General features: G+C 71.9%; 13 protein-coding genes. 12 read left to right on the top strand and 1 reads right to left on the bottom strand.

Going from position 1 to position 15,917, the window contains the following annotated elements; genetic code table 11:
* Window positions 1–12: 12 nt before the first annotated feature.
* The 7 genes from DEJ19_RS04410 to mfd all read left to right on the top strand — a co-directional run bounded on the left by DEJ19_RS04410 (window position 13) and on the right by mfd (window position 9,175).
* Window positions 13–933: a hypothetical protein gene (locus DEJ19_RS04410; RefSeq protein WP_111233570.1), complete on the top strand. Its 921-nt coding sequence runs from the start codon at window positions 13–15 to the stop codon at window positions 931–933.
* An 84-nt stretch (window positions 934–1,017) separates the two neighbouring features.
* Complete coding sequence (locus DEJ19_RS04415) at window positions 1,018–2,295, top strand: sensor histidine kinase (protein WP_111233571.1); 1,278 nt, start codon at window positions 1,018–1,020, stop codon at window positions 2,293–2,295.
* Entirely contained in the window at window positions 2,292–2,948 is a 657-nt protein-coding gene (locus tag DEJ19_RS04420; RefSeq protein WP_111233572.1) for a response regulator transcription factor, read from the top strand. The genes DEJ19_RS04415 and DEJ19_RS04420 overlap by 4 nt, the downstream gene beginning before the upstream one ends.
* Window positions 2,949–2,956: 8 nt before the next feature.
* Window positions 2,957–3,931, top strand: a complete 975-nt coding sequence (locus DEJ19_RS04425; protein WP_111233573.1) for a hypothetical protein — start codon at window positions 2,957–2,959, stop codon at window positions 3,929–3,931.
* Window positions 3,932–4,259: 328 nt separating this feature from the next.
* Window positions 4,260–4,883: a 50S ribosomal protein L25/general stress protein Ctc gene (locus DEJ19_RS04430; protein ID WP_071405234.1), complete on the top strand. Its 624-nt coding sequence runs from the start codon at window positions 4,260–4,262 to the stop codon at window positions 4,881–4,883.
* Between the two features lie 29 nt (window positions 4,884–4,912).
* Entirely contained in the window at window positions 4,913–5,497 is a 585-nt protein-coding gene (gene pth, locus DEJ19_RS04435; protein WP_110865046.1) for an aminoacyl-tRNA hydrolase, read from the top strand.
* Window positions 5,498–5,566: 69 nt separating this feature from the next.
* On the top strand, window positions 5,567–9,175 hold the full coding sequence (mfd, locus tag DEJ19_RS04440) for a transcription-repair coupling factor (protein ID WP_111233574.1): 3,609 nt from the start codon (window positions 5,567–5,569) through the stop codon (window positions 9,173–9,175).
* Window positions 9,176–9,334: 159 nt separating this feature from the next.
* Here the strand turns inward: mfd and nhaA are convergent, their stop codons facing one another.
* Window positions 9,335–10,513: a Na+/H+ antiporter NhaA gene (nhaA, locus tag DEJ19_RS04445; RefSeq protein WP_110865048.1), complete on the bottom strand. Its 1,179-nt coding sequence runs from the start codon at window positions 10,511–10,513 to the stop codon at window positions 9,335–9,337.
* A gap of 90 nt (window positions 10,514–10,603) precedes the next feature.
* Between nhaA and DEJ19_RS04450 the strand changes: the two genes are divergently transcribed.
* The 5 genes from DEJ19_RS04450 (at window position 10,604) to DEJ19_RS04470 (ending at window position 15,892) form a co-directional block, all read left to right on the top strand.
* On the top strand, window positions 10,604–11,347 hold the full coding sequence (locus DEJ19_RS04450; RefSeq protein ID WP_111233575.1) for a MazG family protein: 744 nt from the start codon (window positions 10,604–10,606) through the stop codon (window positions 11,345–11,347).
* Between the two features lie 270 nt (window positions 11,348–11,617).
* Window positions 11,618–12,862 (top strand): histidine--tRNA ligase, encoded by a 1,245-nt coding sequence (gene hisS, locus DEJ19_RS04455; protein WP_110865050.1) that lies wholly within the window; start codon window positions 11,618–11,620, stop codon window positions 12,860–12,862.
* A gap of 123 nt (window positions 12,863–12,985) precedes the next feature.
* Window positions 12,986–14,269, top strand: coding sequence for a phosphopyruvate hydratase (gene eno / locus DEJ19_RS04460; RefSeq protein WP_027464494.1), 1,284 nt, complete (start codon window positions 12,986–12,988; stop codon window positions 14,267–14,269).
* Between the two features lie 465 nt (window positions 14,270–14,734).
* Window positions 14,735–15,268 carry an FtsB family cell division protein gene (locus DEJ19_RS04465; RefSeq protein ID WP_071406118.1) on the top strand — a complete coding sequence of 178 codons (534 nt, stop codon included), beginning with the start codon at window positions 14,735–14,737 and terminating at the stop codon, window positions 15,266–15,268.
* A gap of 75 nt (window positions 15,269–15,343) precedes the next feature.
* Complete coding sequence (locus DEJ19_RS04470; protein ID WP_071406119.1) at window positions 15,344–15,892, top strand: DUF501 domain-containing protein; 549 nt, start codon at window positions 15,344–15,346, stop codon at window positions 15,890–15,892.
* The last annotated feature ends 25 nt before the right edge of the window (window positions 15,893–15,917 follow it).

Genomic DNA, 15,917 nt, shown 5'->3' on the forward strand with positions numbered 1-15,917 from the left:
CACAGTGGTCGCATGGAGTTCGCCGACGTCGCCAGGGAGCTGCTGCTCGTCGCGCCGCAGGACTTCGTCGCCGAGCGCACCGCACGGCAGCGCGCGGTGCGGAAGGACGATCGCGCCCTCGCTACGGCGATCGGGAAGCTCCGGAAGCCCTCACCGGCCGCCTGGGTGATCGACCTGCTCGCCCACGACGGTGCCCTCGACGACGCCGTCGACCTCGGACCGGCGCTCCGGAAGGCGCAGGCCGACGCCGACCCCGACGCGATCCGGACCCTCCGTCGGCAGCGCGCCGAGGTCGTCGACGCCCTCGCGCAGGCCGGTGCGGACCTGGCGTCCGACGCCGGACATCCCGTCACCCCGGCGGTGCTCGAGCAGGTCCGGTCGACGATCGAGGCGGCGATGGCGGATCCGCACGCCGGCGCGGCCGTCCGGTCGGGGCTGCTCGTGACGGCGCTCGAGAGCGTGGGGTTCGACGCGGTTGACCTCGACGGGGCGCTCGCGGATCCGGACGCGGTGCCCGATGCCTGGTCCGGCAGCGATGCCCCACCCATCCCCATCTCCCAGGCGAGGGGTGCGCGGAAGGCGAGCCGTGCCTCCAGGCCCGCGCAGCGTGACGCTCCGGAACCGGACGCCGAACCCGAACCCGAACCCGAACCCGAACCGAAGCGCGACCCGGCCGCCGACCGGAAGGCCGCGCGCCAGGCCGAGACCGCAGCGCGCACGGAGTCCCGCGATGCCGACGCAGCACTCGACACCGCCGAGGCCGATCTCGAACAGGCGGAGGAGCGCCGCGCGGAGCTCCAGCGTGCCCTCGAGCAGGCCGAGGCCGAGATCACCCGGCTCGAGGCAGCCCGCGACGACGCTGAGGCGGCGAGCGACCGGGCGCGCGACGTCCTCCACGCCGCGCAGGAGCACCGGCGGGAGGTCGGCCGCTGAGCCGTCCGGCGCGACCTCATCACCTCGGATGAAAAGCGGCCGCACGGCTCGGTCCCCGTCCGGCGAGGCCCATACGCTCGCGTCATGACCTCCTTCCTCCGCCGGTACCGGCACCTGCTGGCTCCCGCCGCCGGCGCCGTGTACCTCGTGCTCTGGATCGTCGCCGAAGCCGGACGCGCGGGGCTCGCCGACCACGTCGTCGTCGTGTCGGCCTTCGCCGTCGCCATCGGCCTCGCCGCGTGGATGCCCGCGACCGCGCTCGGACTGGTCGTCGGCATCCCGCTCCTGCAGACGGCCCGGCTGCTCACCCGGCCGACCGACACGACCTGGCCGGAGTACCTGGCGATCGCGATCGTCGTCGGCATCGTCGGCGCCGGTCGGTCCGACCTGCTCCGCTACGTGGCGGTCCCCGTGCTCCTGCTCGCGAGTGCGGCAGCCGCCTGGGCGATGGCGGTCCCGACCGCTGCCGACCAGGACGTCTGGGGCAGCTGGGTGGGGAACTCCGGCGGGACCCGGTCCGACCTCGTCACGATCACCTTCGCGTTCGTCGGGGTCAGCGGTGTCGCCTGGGCGGTCGGCGTGGCCATCGGTGCCGCGTGGCGGATCGGCCTCGCCCGGGTCCGGGTGGTCGAGGCTCAACGCCGCACCGAGGTGACCACCACCGAACTCCGGGCCGAGCAGGACCGCGCGCGGATCGCCCGCGACGTGCACGACTCGCTCGCCCACTCACTGGCCGTCGTCGTGTCCCAGGCCCAGGGTGCCGCGGCCATCGCCGTGCGGGACGAACACGCCGCCCGGGCGCTGCAGGACATCGCCGACGTGAGCCGCTCGGCGCTGGGGGACGTCCGGGCCCTGGTGGAACGCATCCAGGCGAGCGACGACGCCGACCGTCACGGGCTGCTCGACGTCCCCGACCTGGTCGAGGACATGCGGGAGCTCGGGATGACCGCGACGTTCGAGGAGCACGGCGCTGGGTTGCTGTCCGCGGGCAGCGCCAGCGCGGTCCACCGGATCGTGCAGGAGAGCCTGACGAACGTGCTGAAGCACCAGGGCCGGACAGCGACGGCCCGGGTGGCGCTGGACTGGCGCGGCCCGGGGCTCGGCGTCGTCGTGACGTCACGGGGGACCGAACCCCTCGTCGAGCTCGACGGTGTCGGGTCCGGTGTCGCCGGGATGCAGGAGCGTGCCCGACTGGCCGGCGGCTGGCTGCGTGCCGGTGCCGGCGACACCCCGGACGAGTGGGTCGTCACCGCGTGGCTGCCGACGACCGCCGCGGTGCCGACCACGGCGACGGCGGACACCGACACGGACACCGAGGCCGGCACCGACACCGAGGCCGTCCAGCCGGAGCACGTCCGATGAGCGCCGTCCGCGTCGCCGTCGCCGACGACCAGCGGCTGTTCGCCACCGGGATGCAGATGCTCGTCGATGCCCAGGACGACATGACCTGCGTCGGGACCGCCGGCGACGGTGCCGCCGCCCTCGAGCTCTGCGCCGCCGAACACCCCGACGTGCTGCTGCTCGACCTGCGGATGCCGGTCATGAACGGCATCGAGACCCTGACGCGGCTCGCTGCCTCCACCCAGGACCGCCCGCGGGTCGTCGCGCTCACGACCATCCGCCGCGACGACGCCGTCCTCGCAGCACTCCGCGCCGGAGCCGCCGCGTTCCTGACGAAGGACGCCCTGCCCGACGTCGTCACCGCGACCATCCGCGACGTGCACGCGGGCCGACCGGCCCCGACCGAAGCCGAGGCGCTGGACCTGCTGCGCGCCCAGGGCACCCCGGCCGTCACCGATCGGCGCGACGAGGTCCTCGACGCGTTGACTGCCCGCGAGCGCGAGGTCTTCCTGCTCGTCGCGAAGGGGCTCAGCAACGCCGAGATCGCCGAGTCGGTCTTCCTGAGTGCCGCCACCGTGAAGACCCACGTCCGCGCCGTCCTGACGAAGCTCGGACTCCGGAACCGGATCCAGGTCGTCATCACCGCACACGAACGCGGCCTCGTCCGCGCCTAGGGGGAACCATGCAGATCACGAACCGCGTCGCGAAGACCGGCACCCTCGTCGTCGTCCTCGCCGGACTGGCCACCGCCGTCGTCCACGGCCTGCCCGAGCGTGCCGACGTCGCGGTCGCACCCACCGTCGAACAGGACAGCACGGCGTGGGCGATGCCGCTCGACGCCTTCGTCGCACCGGCCTCGTCGAAGACCACGTACGCGGAGGACCTCGTGGCCGAGCCCTGCCTGCGGAAGGCCGGCATCGACGACCCGGCTCCCTGGGCGACCGCGGCCGGGCTGCAGGCCGACGACGACGCGGCCGACACCGCCGCCCGGGCGAACCCCGCACCCGCACTCGCGACCACCCGGCCCCTCACCACGGCGCTCGCCGAGGCCCGCGGCTACCACGGGCCGTCCGCCGCCGGTGCGAACCAGGAGGGCCTGCGGAAGTGGGGGTACGACCCGGACCGCCAGGCCGCGTTCGCCGCGCTCCCGGACGACGTGGCCGCCCGCTGCTGGAAGGCAGCCCGGAAGACGCTCGGCACCACGCTGCGCGGCACCGAGCAGACCGCGTCCGAACTGGCCCAGCACCTGACGTACCTGGCGGCGCTGGACGCACGCCAGGACGACCCGGTCCGCACGGCCGCGGCCGGGTGGCGCACCTGCATGGCGCCGTCCGGTGTGCCGGACCTGCCGGAGGGTCCGGAGGGCATGCCGACCCCCTCGATGCACGTCAGCGCCCGTGACGGCGACCATGTCGTCCTGTTCTCGGACGATCCGGGGAAGGCCGAGGTCGCCGTCGCCGAACGGGACGTCGCGTGCCAGGAGTCATCCGGCTACCGCAGCGCGCTGTACGCGGCGGAGTGGGAACGGCTGCTGCACGTCACCGCGACCGACGCGGCCGTGCTCCGGAAGGGTTCGACGCGGCAGCCGCAGGTGGACGCCCGCCTCGACCGGGTGATCGCGCGGCTCGCGCCGGCAGCACCGACGGTCGTCGACTGACGCGGCGGTCGCGGGGAGCGGTCGTGGGGGGAGCGCCCCGCGCGCGCCGCGTGGGGACGACGGACGGGAGGCCCGTGGCAGGACCGCCACGGGCCTCCCGTCCGTCCCGGTGTGCGTCCGGATCGTGACGCGCGACACGCCCGGACGGCCCTGCTAGACTCAGTCCCTGACTTCGGCGAGGGCTGCGTACGCGCGGCCGTGATCGACGCGGTGGGATACCCGGCAAGACCCTGGGATCGTTCCTCACGCGTGCACGCGTTCGAGTTGCAACACCACAGACCCCCACGATGCCGGCACCCCGGCGTCGTCCCCGACACCAGGAGGCACCATGGCCGACTACACCAAGCTCGCAGCGGAAGTCCGCACCAAGTTCGGCAAGGGCGCTGCTCGCAAGCTCCGCGCGGCCGACAAGATCCCCGCGGTCGTCTACGGCCACGGCACCGAGCCGAAGCACATCTCGCTGCCCGGTCACGAGACCATGCTGCTCGTCCGTACCGCCAACGCGGTCGTCGACCTCGACATCGAGGGTGCTGCGCAGCTCGCCCTCGTCAAGGACGTCCAGCGTGACCCGGTGCGCCAGATCATCGAGCACATCGACCTCGTGGTCCTCCGCCGCGGCGAGAAGGTCACGGTCGACGTGCCCGTCGTCATCGAGGGCGAGTCCTTCTCCGGCACCATCCACGTGCAGGACCTCAACACGATCTCGCTGCTCGTGCTCGCCACCGACATCCCGGAGCACGTCTCCGTGAACGTCGAGGGCCTCGAGGACGGCGTGCAGATCCACGCCGCGCAGCTCGAGCTCCCCGAGGGCGCCGAGCTCGAGACCGACCCCGAGGCGCTGGTCGTCGCGATCGTCACCCCGCGTGGCACCGCTGACGACGACGCTGCGGACGAGGCCTCGGCCGAGGCCGGCGCCGAGTCGGGTGCCGAAGGCGCCGCGGACTCCGAGTAACACCCCTTCGAAGACATCTGGTCGACGCTGTGACGGATCACATCCTCGTGGTGGTCGGGCTCGGGAACCCCGGGCCCGACTACGCCGGCAACCGCCACAACGTCGGCCAGATGGTCCTCGACGAACTCGCCTCCCGCATGGGAGCGACGTTCAAGAAGCACAAGACGCCGAACCAGGTCGCCGAGGGGCGCCTGGTGCCCGGCGGCACACGACTCGTGCTGGCGAAGCCCGGGTCGTTCATGAACACCTCGGGCGGGCCGGTCTCCTCGGTGCTCGGGTTCTACAGCGCCACCCCGGCCGACCTCGTCGTCGTGCACGACGAGCTCGACCTGCCGTTCGACACCGTCCGCCTGAAGGGCAGTGGCGGGCACGGCGGGCACAACGGGCTGCGCGACATCATCAAGGCCACCGGCACGAACGAGTTCATGCGCGTCCGGGTCGGCATCGGGCGTCCCCCCGGTCGGCAGGACCCGGCCGACTACGTGCTGCGTGACTTCTCCGCAGCCGAGAAGAAGACGCTGCCGATCCTGCTGGCCGACGCCGCGGACGCGGTACAGGCGATCGCCGAGGTCGGGCTGCTCGCCGCACAGCAGCGCGTGCACGCTCCGTCCTGAACACTCGGCACTGTTCGCCCGTCGCGCACGTCGCGGCCGGTGTCGGTGGCGGCCGGTACCATCTCCTGAGTGACGATCTCGGGCATCATCCCTGCGCTCTCGCGCGCCTCCGCCTTCGATCGCGTGCTGCGCGCCGCACCGCGCGACGCCGACTTCTCCGTCGTGGACGGCCTGCGCGTGCCGCTGCTCGGCGCGCTGCTCGCCGAGCGCAACGGTCCGCAGTGCGTCCTCGTCATCACGGCGACCGGGCGTGAAGCCGAGGCGGTCCGCGAAGCGTTCGGCAGCTACGTCCCCGACGCCGACGTGCTCGAGTTCCCGGCGTGGGAGACCCTGCCGCACGAACGCCTCAGCCCGAGTGCGCAGACCGTCGGCACCCGCATCGCGACGCTCCGGAAGCTCGCGGCGTGGCAGGCGGCGGACCCGACCGAGCGTCGCCAGACCATCGTCGTCGCGAGCGTCCGCGCCGCGCTGCAGCCGATCGCGAGCAACCTGACGTCCCTGGCGCCGGTGGTGCTGCGGACCGACTCGCGGGGCAACGACCTGGCGGCGATCGCGTCCCAGCTGGTGGACCTCGCCTACTCCCGCGTCGACCTCGTCACCCGCCGTGGTGAGTTCGCGGTGCGCGGTGGCATCCTCGACGTCTTCCCGCCGACGGCCGACCACCCGGCACGCGTCGACTTCTTCGGTGACGAGATCGAGGCGATCAAGGCGTTCTCCGTCGCCGACCAGCGCACGACAGAGGACGACCTCGGCTCGGTCGAGCTCACCGCCTCGCGCGAACTCCTGCTCAGCGACGACGTCCGGCAGCGGGCGCGCGAGATGCTGCACGAGTTCCCGAACCTGTCCCAGATGCTCGCGAAGATCGCCGAGGGCATCCCGGTCGAGGGCATGGAGTCCCTCGCTCCGGCACTCGTGCAGGACCTCGTGCCGATGACCTCCTACCTGCCGGACGACGCCACCGTCGCGGTGTTCTCGCCCGAGCGGGTGAACGGCCGCGCGAACAGCCTCGCCGAGACGAACACCGAGTTCCTGCAGGCGGCCTGGAGTGCAGCGGTCGCCGGTGCCCAGGCCCCGATCGACCTCGACGCGGGCAACTTCCTGACCGTGCAGCAGCTCAAGAACACCCGCGGGCAGCGCACCTGGTGGACGGTGTCGCCGTTCGACTCCGGCCTCGACGAAGGGGACACCGAGCGCGTCCTCACCGACGCCGAGGCCGCTGCCGAGGCCGGCGAGTACATCCGCGTCCGGGCCGAGGCGGTGCCGAGCTTCGCCGGCAGCGCCGACGGGGCGATCGCGCACGTCAAGTCGCTGACCGACGACGGGTGGGCCGTCGTGGTGACCGCGCAGGGCCAGGGCCTCGTCGAGCGTGCGGTGCAGGTGCTCGCCGACGCCGGGGTCGCCGCCCGTGCCGCAGCGGTCGACGCGCCGCCCGAGCCGGGGTTCGCCGTCGTGACGACCGCGACCGTCGAGCACGGCTTCGCGATCCCCGACCCCCGCATCGCGGTCCTGAGCGAGGCGGAGTTCTACGGCCGCAGCGTCCAGCAGGGCGCCCGCACCGTCAAGAAGCTCGCGAGCCGCCGCAAGAACGTCGTCGACCCGCTGCAGCTCAAGCCGGGCGACGTCGTCGTGCACGCGACCCACGGCATCGGCAAGTTCGTCGAGCTCGTCAGCCGCGAGGTCTCCAGCGGCGGCCGCAACGCCGTGAAGACGCAGCGCGAGTACCTCGTGCTCGAGTACGCGCCGTCGAAGCGCAACTACCCGGGCGACAAGCTCTTCGTGCCGACCGACCAGCTCGACCAGCTGTCGCGGTACGTCGGTGGCGAGTCCCCGACCCTGTCGAAGATGGGCGGCTCGGACTGGTCCGCCGCCAAGTCGAAGGCCCGCAAGGCCGTCCGCGACATCGCCGTCGACCTGGTGAAGCTGTACTCGGCGCGGATGGCGTCGAAGGGGCACGCGTTCGGCCCGGACACCCCGTGGCAGCGCGAGCTGGAAGAGGCGTTCCCGTTCGCCGAGACCGCCGACCAGCTCACCACGATCGACGAGATCAAGCGCGACATGGAACGCCCGATCCCGATGGACCGCCTGCTGTCCGGTGACGTCGGCTACGGCAAGACCGAGGTCGCGATCCGTGCCGCGTTCAAGGCCGTGCAGGACGGCAAGCAGGTCGTCATGCTCGTCCCGACGACCCTGCTCGTCCGCCAGCACATGGAGACGTTCCAGGAGCGCTTCGCCGGGTTTCCCGTGCACCTGCGCGCCCTGAGCCGGTTCCAGACCGAGAAGGAGTCGAAGGAGACGATCGCCGGGCTCGCCGACGGCACGGTCGACATCGTCATCGCGACCCACCGGATCCTGTCGCAGGGCATCACCTTCAAGGACGTCGGGCTCGTCATCATCGACGAGGAACAGCGGTTCGGGGTCGAGCACAAGGACCAGCTCAAGAAGTTCAAGACGAACGTCGACGTCCTGGCGATGTCGGCGACCCCGATCCCGCGCTCGCTCGAGATGGCGGTCACGGGCATCCGCGAGATGTCGACCCTGGCCACCCCGCCCGAGGACCGCCACCCGATCCTGACCTTCGTCGGCCCGCAGTCCGACCTGCAGGTGGCGGCGGCGATCCGCCGCGAGCTGCTGCGCGAGGGCCAGGTGTTCTACGTGCACAACCGCGTGAAGGACATCCAGTCGGTCGCAGCGCACCTGGCCGAGATCGTGCCGGACGCCCGCATCGCCGTGGCGCACGGGCAGATGTCGGAGACCGCCCTCGAGCAGGTCATGGTCGACTTCTGGGAGCGCCGCTTCGACGTCCTCGTCTCGACGACGATCATCGAGACCGGCCTGGACATCGCGAACGCGAACACGCTCATCATCGACAAGGCGGACAAGTACGGCCTGTCGCAGCTGCACCAGCTGCGCGGTCGTGTCGGCCGTGGGCGGGAGCGCGGGTACGCGTACTTCCTCTACGACTCCGACAAGCCGCTCTCCGAGACCGCCCAGGACCGCCTCGAGACCATCGCCGCGAACAACGAGCTCGGCGCGGGCATGCAGGTCGCCATGAAGGACCTCGAGATCCGCGGGGCCGGCAACCTGCTCGGCGGGGAGCAGTCCGGCCACATCGCGGGCGTCGGGTTCGACCTGTACCTGCGGATGATCGGCGAGGCGGTGTCGCAGTTCCGTGGCGACGTCGCCGAGGGGCAGACCGAGCTCCGGCTCGAGATCCCCGTCGACGCGCACATCCCCGAGGACTACGTCGAGTCCGAGCGACTCCGGCTCGAGGCGTACCAGAAGCTGTCGGCGGCCTCGGCCCCGACGGCGCAGCCGAACGCGATCGACATGGTGCTCGACGAGCTCACCGACCGCTACGGGCAGCCGCCGCAGGCTGTTCAGACCCTGCTCGAGGTCTCCCGCCTCCGTCGTATGGCGCAGCAGGTCGGCCTGTCCGACGTCGTGGTGATGGGCTCGAACCTGCGGGTCGCCGGCAAGGAACTCGCCGACTCGTCGCAGGTGCGCCTGAAGCGCATGTTCCCGGGTGCGCGCTGGTTCCCGCAGCAGAACGCGACGAGCATCCCGATGCCGCGTCCGCACGACCAGGCGCTGCCGGACGATGCCCTCATCCAGTGGGTGGAGAGCATCCTCACCGCCGTCTACGGGGCGACGACCCCCGCAGAGGCGCCGGCCGCGTAGACGCGAGCGGAGACGGACAGGAGGCACGGTGCGGGCCCGCACCGTGCCTCCAGGCCGTCCGTGGCCACGTCCACAGCGCGCGCGCCGTTCGCGACGATCCACGCGTCGAACGACGCGTGCCCTGTCGCGGAACGGGTGTGAACCCCGGCCCGCGACCCGCTACTCGGTGTCCTCGGCCTCGGACAGCTCGCGGCGCGCGCGGTACGCCCGCGCTCGCAGGGTGACGACGACCGCCGACGCGACGATGGCGATGCCCGAGCCGACGAGCACGGCGAGGACGCCCTCGTCGAGGATCTCCTCGTTGCGGGCGAACGCCAGCTCGTTCATGAGCAGGGACACCGTGAACCCGATGCCGCCGAGCACGCCGACGGTGATGATCGAGAAGAACGACAGCGACGAGCGGCCGGGCGAGCGGAAGATCCGCGTGGCGATCGTGCCGAACAGCGTGATGCCGATCACCTTGCCGACCGGCAGCGCGAGGACGACCGCCCAGAACGTGGGGGAGAGCTCGCTGATGCCGACCGAGGGGATGATGACGGCAGCCGACGCGAACGCGAACACCGGCAGCACGATGGCGTTCGACCACGGCTCGACGTTCTCGTGCAGGGTGTGGCCCGGGCGGCGGGGCAGCACGAGCCCGAGGGCGACGCCGGCGATGGTGGCGTGCACACCGGAGTGGTAGACGAGCCACCAGGTCAGGAGCCCGACCACGACCATCGCCACGATGATCAACGTCTGCCCGCTGCGCCCCGGACGGAGCATCCGGCCGAGCAGCCAGAACACCGCGAGGGTGACGACAGCGCCCGCGAGGGCCAGGAAGTCGGTGTCGTGCGCGAACACCACGGCGATGATGATGATCGCGATGAGGTCGTCGAGCACGGCCAGCGCGAGCAGGAACACCCGGATGCCGCTCGGCAGCCCGCGACCGAACATGGCGAGCACCCCGAGCGCGAACGCGATGTCCGTCGCCGTCGGGATCGGCCAACCGTGCGTGTACTGCGTGCCCGCGGTGACGAGCAGGAAGATGCCGGCCGGGACGAGCACGCCGCCGACCGCCGCGATGGCGGGGATGATCGCGGTCTTGGGGTTCGACAGCTCGCCGTCGACGAGTTCCTGCTTGAGCTCGATCGCGACGAGCAGGAAGAAGACCGCGAGCAGCCCGTCGCTGATCCAGTGCGCGATCGACAGGTCGAGGCCGAGGGCACCGAGCGGCAGGTGCGCGTCGAGCAGCCGTTCGAGGCCGGGGCCGATCGGGGAGTTCGCCACGACCAGGCCGAGCACGGCGGCGGTGAGGAGCGCGATGGCGCTGAAGCGGGGGGAGCGGACGAGGGACGACATGGATCTCCGTCTCGAGGGGTCGGGTGAGTGTCCGTCGACCAGACTTCCCGACACACCACGACCAGTCTACGCGGGTGGCACGATGACCTGATGACCGCCGTACCGGACCTCGTGACCGTCGTCGACCGCCTGCTCGCCGAGGACGGCGGGTGCGTCTGGAACCGGGCGCAGACCCACGCCTCGCTTGCCCGCTACGCCGTCGAGGAGTCGTACGAACTCGTCGACGCCATCGACGACGGCGACCCGGACGACGTCCGCGAGGAACTCGGCGACCTGCTCTACCAGGTGGTCCTGCACGCGGGGATCGCTGCCCGCGCGGGGGACTTCACCCTCGAGGACGTCGCCGCCGGGGTCCGGGACAAGATGACCAGGCGGCACCCGCACGTGTTCGGCGACGAGACGGCGGACACCGTCGAGGACGTCGTGCGGGTCTGGCGTGCGGCCAAGGCGGCCGAGAAGGCGAGCCGGCGGAGTGCGTTCGACGGGGTGCCGCGGGCGATGCCGCCGCTGGAGCGCGCGGTGAAGCTGCTGGAACGCCTGGAGGAACGTGGGGACGCCGACGCGGTCGTCGCGTCCGTCGTCGGGGCTGGGGCCGAGGCCGAGGCCGGGGCCGGGGCCGGGTTCGGTGCCGGCTCCGGTTCCGGCGTCGGCCTGGAGGCCCGTGGTGCGTCCGCAGCGCCGGCTGCGGACGACGGGGTGGGGGCGGTCGACGCCGAGTGGGGGCGAGCGGTGCTCGGCGAGGTCGCGGCTGCGGCAGGACGCGGGGTGGACCCGGTCGCGAGTCTGCGGGCCGCGGTGGCGGCGCTGGAGGAGGCCGGTCGGGCCGTGGAGTGATCCCCGGTCGGGAGAACGCTCCGGGCAGGGGAGAACGGGCGCCCTCCCAACCCGAAAAAGAGAGGGCGCCCGTGAGCGGGCGTCGGCTCCACCAGGGAGAGGGGCCGACAGGGAAGCCCGCTCGAACCGCGGGACGCACTGCAGCACGTCGCCCCGCGAATCGGTCCGGAGCGTGGATCAGGCACGATCCGGACCGAGGTTCTGCATGCAGTATGCCAGTGGGTCGGCAGGCGCGCAAGCCGGAGACGCCCGTCTGCCAGAATTGACCGCATGGCAACGACCGTGACGGCACCCCGTGGCATGCGTGACTTCCTCCCGGCGGACAAGGCCCGGCGCGAGCACGTGCTCGGTGTCGTGCGGGACGTCTACTCGCGGCACGGTTTCGACGAGATCGAGACCCCGGTGGTGGAGGATGCTGCGCGGCTGCACTCCGGGCTCGGCGGCGACAACGAGAAGCTGGCGTTCGCGGTGATGAAGCGCGGCCTCACCACCGAGGACCTGCAGGCGGCCGAAGCGCCGCTGGACCTCGCCGACCTCGGTCTCCGGTTCGACCTGACGGTCCCGCTCGCCCGGTTCTACGCCTCGCACCGTGCGGAGCTGCCGTCGGTGTTCCGATCCGTGCAGATCGCGCCGGTCTGGCGTGCCGAGCGCCCGCAGAAGGGCCGCTACCGCCAGTTCGTGCAGTGCGACATCGACATCCTGGGGGAGCCCGGGCAGCTCGCCGAGATCGAGCTCATCCGCGCGACGACCGCGGCCCTCGACGCCCTCGGGGTCCGCGGCACGACGATCCGGATCAACGACCGCCGGATCCTGCTGGCGCTCCTCGCGTCGTGGGGGATCACCGAGCCGGCCGCCGCGGACCGCGCGCTCATCACGATCGACAAGCTCGACAAGATCGGTGCGGACGGCGTCGCGGCGGAGCTCCGCAGCACCGTGGGTGCCGACCTGCCCGGGCTCGAGGACACCATCCGCGCGCTCGAGGCCGCCGACTGGACGTCGGTCGAGGGGGCGCCGTGGCTCGACGCCGAGGCCTTCGCCGACCTGCTCCGCCTGCGCGAGGCGCTGCCCGGGGTGGACCTGCGCTTCGACCCGACGCTCGTGCGCGGCATGGGCTACTACACGGGCACGATCTTCGAGGTCGCGCACCCCGACTTCGGCTACAGCCTCGGTGGCGGCGGCCGGTACGACGGCATGATCGGCCGGTTCCTCGGGCAGGACGTCCCCGCGGTCGGGTTCTCGCTCGGGTTCGAGCGGCTCGTCGACCTCGTGACCCTCCCGGAGTCCGCCGAGGCCGACGCCGTCGTGCTCGTGTACGACAAGGACGTCGACCCGGTCCGGCTCGCCGCGCTGAAGACCGAGGCGCTGGCGTCCCACCGACGCGTCCGGCTCGAGCGCCGCACGAAGAACACCAAGAACCTGCTCGCCGGCCTCGCTGCCCAGGGCTTCACGGCGTTCGCGACCGTCTCGGCGGACACCGCGTCGCTCGAGGGCGTCGAGTTCCGCCCGCTCGACTGAGCACCCAGTCCTCGTTCCAGCACGGACTCGTCCACAGCGGGGCGTCACGGCCGACGTCGTGTTCACCTCCGCTCGCTAGGATCGACACCGCAATCACCACAACCAATGTGTAGGGAGTACCCCGTGGCCCTGATCGATGCCGTAGGCGCACGCGAAGTCCTCGATTCCCGAGGCAACCCGACGGTCGAGGTCGAGGTCCTCCTCGACGACGGCGTCGTGTCCCGCGCGCTCGTCCCGTCCGGTGCATCCACCGGCGCGTTCGAGGCGTACGAGCTGCGCGACGGCGACGCCTCGCGCTACGGCGGCAAGGGCGTCCTCAAGGCCGTCGACGCCGTCCTCGACGAGATCGGCCCGGCGCTCGAGGGCTTCGACGCCACCGACCAGCGCCTCGTCGACGCCGCGCTCATCGAGCTCGACGGCACCGAGAACAAGTCCCGCCTCGGCGCGAACGCGATCCTCGGCGCCTCGCTCGCCGTGGCCCGTGCCGCAGCCGACTCGGTCGACCTGCCGCTCTTCCGCTACCTCGGCGGCCCGAACGCGCACACGCTGCCCGTCCCGCTGATGAACGTCGTCAACGGTGGTGCCCACGCGGACACCAACGTCGACATCCAGGAGTTCTTCCTGGTGCCCTACGGCGCCGAGTCCTTCTCCGAGGCACTCCGCTGGGGCGTCGAGACCTACCACGCCCTCAAGGGCGAGCTGAAGAAGCAGGGCCTGGCCACCGGCCTCGGCGACGAGGGCGGCTTCGCGCCGGAGCTCGCGTCGAACCGCGCGGCGCTCGACTTCCTGCTCACCGCGATCGAGAAGGCCGGCTACACGCCCGGCAAGGACATCGCCGTCGGCCTCGACGTCGCGTCCACTGAGTTCTTCTCGGACGGCAAGTACCAGTTCGAGGGCAAGCAGCTCTCGAGCCAGGAGTTCACCTCCTACTTCGCCGAGCTCGTCGCGAACTACCCCCTCGTCACCATCGAGGACCCGCTGGCCGAGGACGACTGGGAGGGCTGGTCGCACCTGACCGCCGAGCTCGGCGACAAGGTCCAGATCGTCGGCGACGACCTGTTCGTCACCAACCCGAAGCGTCTGCAGCGGGGCATCGACGAGAAGGCCGCGAACTCGATCCTCGTCAAGGTCAACCAGATCGGCACGCTCACCGAGACGCTCGACGCGGTCTCGCTCGCGCACCGTCACGGCCTGACCTCGATCCTGTCGCACCGCTCCGGCGAGACCGAGGACACCACGATCGCGGACATCGCGGTCGCGGTCGACGGTGGTCAGATCAAGACCGGCGCCCCGGCCCGCTCGGACCGCGTCGCGAAGTACAACCAGCTGCTCCGCATCGAGGAAGAGCTCGGCGACGCCGCGGTGTACGCCGGTCGCTCGGCCTTCCCGCGCGCCGCGTCGCTGTAACCAGTCGCTCAGCAGTACCCGCACCACCGAGACGCCGTCCTCCTCCAGGAGGGCGGCGTCTCGTCGTCTGTGCCGCCCCGGAGCGCCGAGCGGTCGGGACGTGCCGCGCGCGCTGCGTCGAGTGGTCGCGAGTCGTCGGCTGGCCCGGGCCCGGCCGACAGGACGTGACCACCGGACGTGCGCCGGGCGGTGTGTGGTGACCACTCCGGGTGCGGGGCGGACGGACGGGCCGGAGCCGTGCCTCCCGGCTGCCTCGATCGGACCCGGACCCGCCCGCCGTCGGCGTGACGCCGTCGTGTCAGCCTGACGCCGCGAAGTCCGTGAGACGCCGCCGAATCCGGAGGCGTCTCGAGGAGACGACGGCGTCTTCTGCTGGGCAGCACCGTGGGACGCGAGACGCTGAGAGGGCGCCGAACGGCCGCGTGCCGGGCGGCCCGACCGACCGTGCCGGGTTATCGTCGGACCGTGCCCAGCCAGAAGCCCCGCGTCCGCCGCGTCCCCGTGGCGATGCCCGACGGCAGCACACCCGCGCAGCCCTGGTACCGCTCGATCCACTTCTCCGGGTTCAGCTTGCTCATGCTCGCGATCATCGTGCTCTTCGTGGTGGTGCTCGCGCCGTCGCTCCGGACGCTCATCCAGCAGCAGGAGCAGATCGCCCAGCAGCAGCAGGAGGTCGCGAGCCAGAAGGCCGACGTCACGCAGAAGAAGAAGGACGTCGCACGCTGGGACGACCCGGCGTACATCGAGGCGCAGGCTCGTGACCGGCTGCTCTACGTGTACCCGGGCGAGGAGAGCTACCTCGTGATGGGTACCGAGGACAAGCGGACCGAGAAGACCCCCACCACCGACTCCGGCACCCCCGTGAGCGCGAAGGTGCAGACGCCCAAGGTCGACTGGGTGCAGGCCATGCTCTCGTCGGTGCTGCAGTCCGGGCTCACCGACGAGCGGGCAGCCGACCTCGTCGCCCCCGACGTCTCCGGCACGGGCGACAGCAAGTAGTCCGAACCGCGCGGCGCGGAGCCGTCCGGCCCGACGGTGCGAGGGGTTCCGCTTCTCCGGTAGGCTCACGTTCCCGTGACGACCCCTCCCTTCGACCCGCCCTCCGACCGCGACGTCCAGGTCGTGTCGGCGCAGCTCGGCCGACCGGCGCGTGACGTCATCGGGATCGCGGCACGCTGCGTCTGTGGCAACCCCACCGTCGTCTCCACGAAGCCCCGGCTGTCGAACGGCACCCCGTTCCCGACGTTCTACTACCTGTGCCACCCCGCGGCCACCGCTGCGGTCAGCACCCTCGAGGCCAACCAGGTGATGCCCGAGCTGGCAGCCCTGCTCGAGGACCCCGAAGTCGCCGCGCAGTACCGCGCGGCCCACGAGTCCTACCTGGCCGATCGCGAGTCGATCGAACACGTCGACGAGATCGACGGCATCAGCGCCGGTGGCATGCCCACCCGCGTGAAGTGCCTGCACGCCCTCGTCGGCCACGCCCTCGCCGCCGGACCCGGCGTCAACCCCATCGGCGACCTCGCGCTCGAGCGCGCGGACTGGTCGCCCTCCCGGTGTGAGTGCCGGGCGTATGATGACGGTGCAGACGCTGGAGTCGGGGCGGGTGGCGGCGAAGTCTGACCCGACTCCCGCACACCCCCATCCA

This window comes from Curtobacterium sp. MCSS17_016 (genome assembly GCF_003234255.2).
GTDB classification, from domain to species: Bacteria; Actinomycetota; Actinomycetes; order Actinomycetales; family Microbacteriaceae; genus Curtobacterium; species Curtobacterium flaccumfaciens.

Excerpts from the sequence above, each read along its gene's own strand:
- DEJ19_RS04410 (WP_111233570.1), top strand. The coding sequence starts at position 13 with ATGGAGTTCGCCGACGTCGCCAGGGAGCTGCTGCTCGTCGCGCCGCAG.
- DEJ19_RS04415 (WP_111233571.1), top strand. The coding sequence starts at position 1,018 with ATGACCTCCTTCCTCCGCCGGTACCGGCACCTGCTGGCTCCCGCCGCC.
- DEJ19_RS04420 (WP_111233572.1), top strand. The coding sequence starts at position 2,292 with ATGAGCGCCGTCCGCGTCGCCGTCGCCGACGACCAGCGGCTGTTCGCC.
- DEJ19_RS04425 (WP_111233573.1), top strand. The coding sequence starts at position 2,957 with ATGCAGATCACGAACCGCGTCGCGAAGACCGGCACCCTCGTCGTCGTC.
- DEJ19_RS04430 (WP_071405234.1), top strand. The coding sequence starts at position 4,260 with ATGGCCGACTACACCAAGCTCGCAGCGGAAGTCCGCACCAAGTTCGGC.
- nhaA (WP_110865048.1), bottom strand. The coding sequence starts at position 10,513 with ATGTCGTCCCTCGTCCGCTCCCCCCGCTTCAGCGCCATCGCGCTCCTC.
- DEJ19_RS04450 (WP_111233575.1), top strand. The coding sequence starts at position 10,604 with ATGACCGCCGTACCGGACCTCGTGACCGTCGTCGACCGCCTGCTCGCC.
- hisS (WP_110865050.1), top strand. The coding sequence starts at position 11,618 with ATGGCAACGACCGTGACGGCACCCCGTGGCATGCGTGACTTCCTCCCG.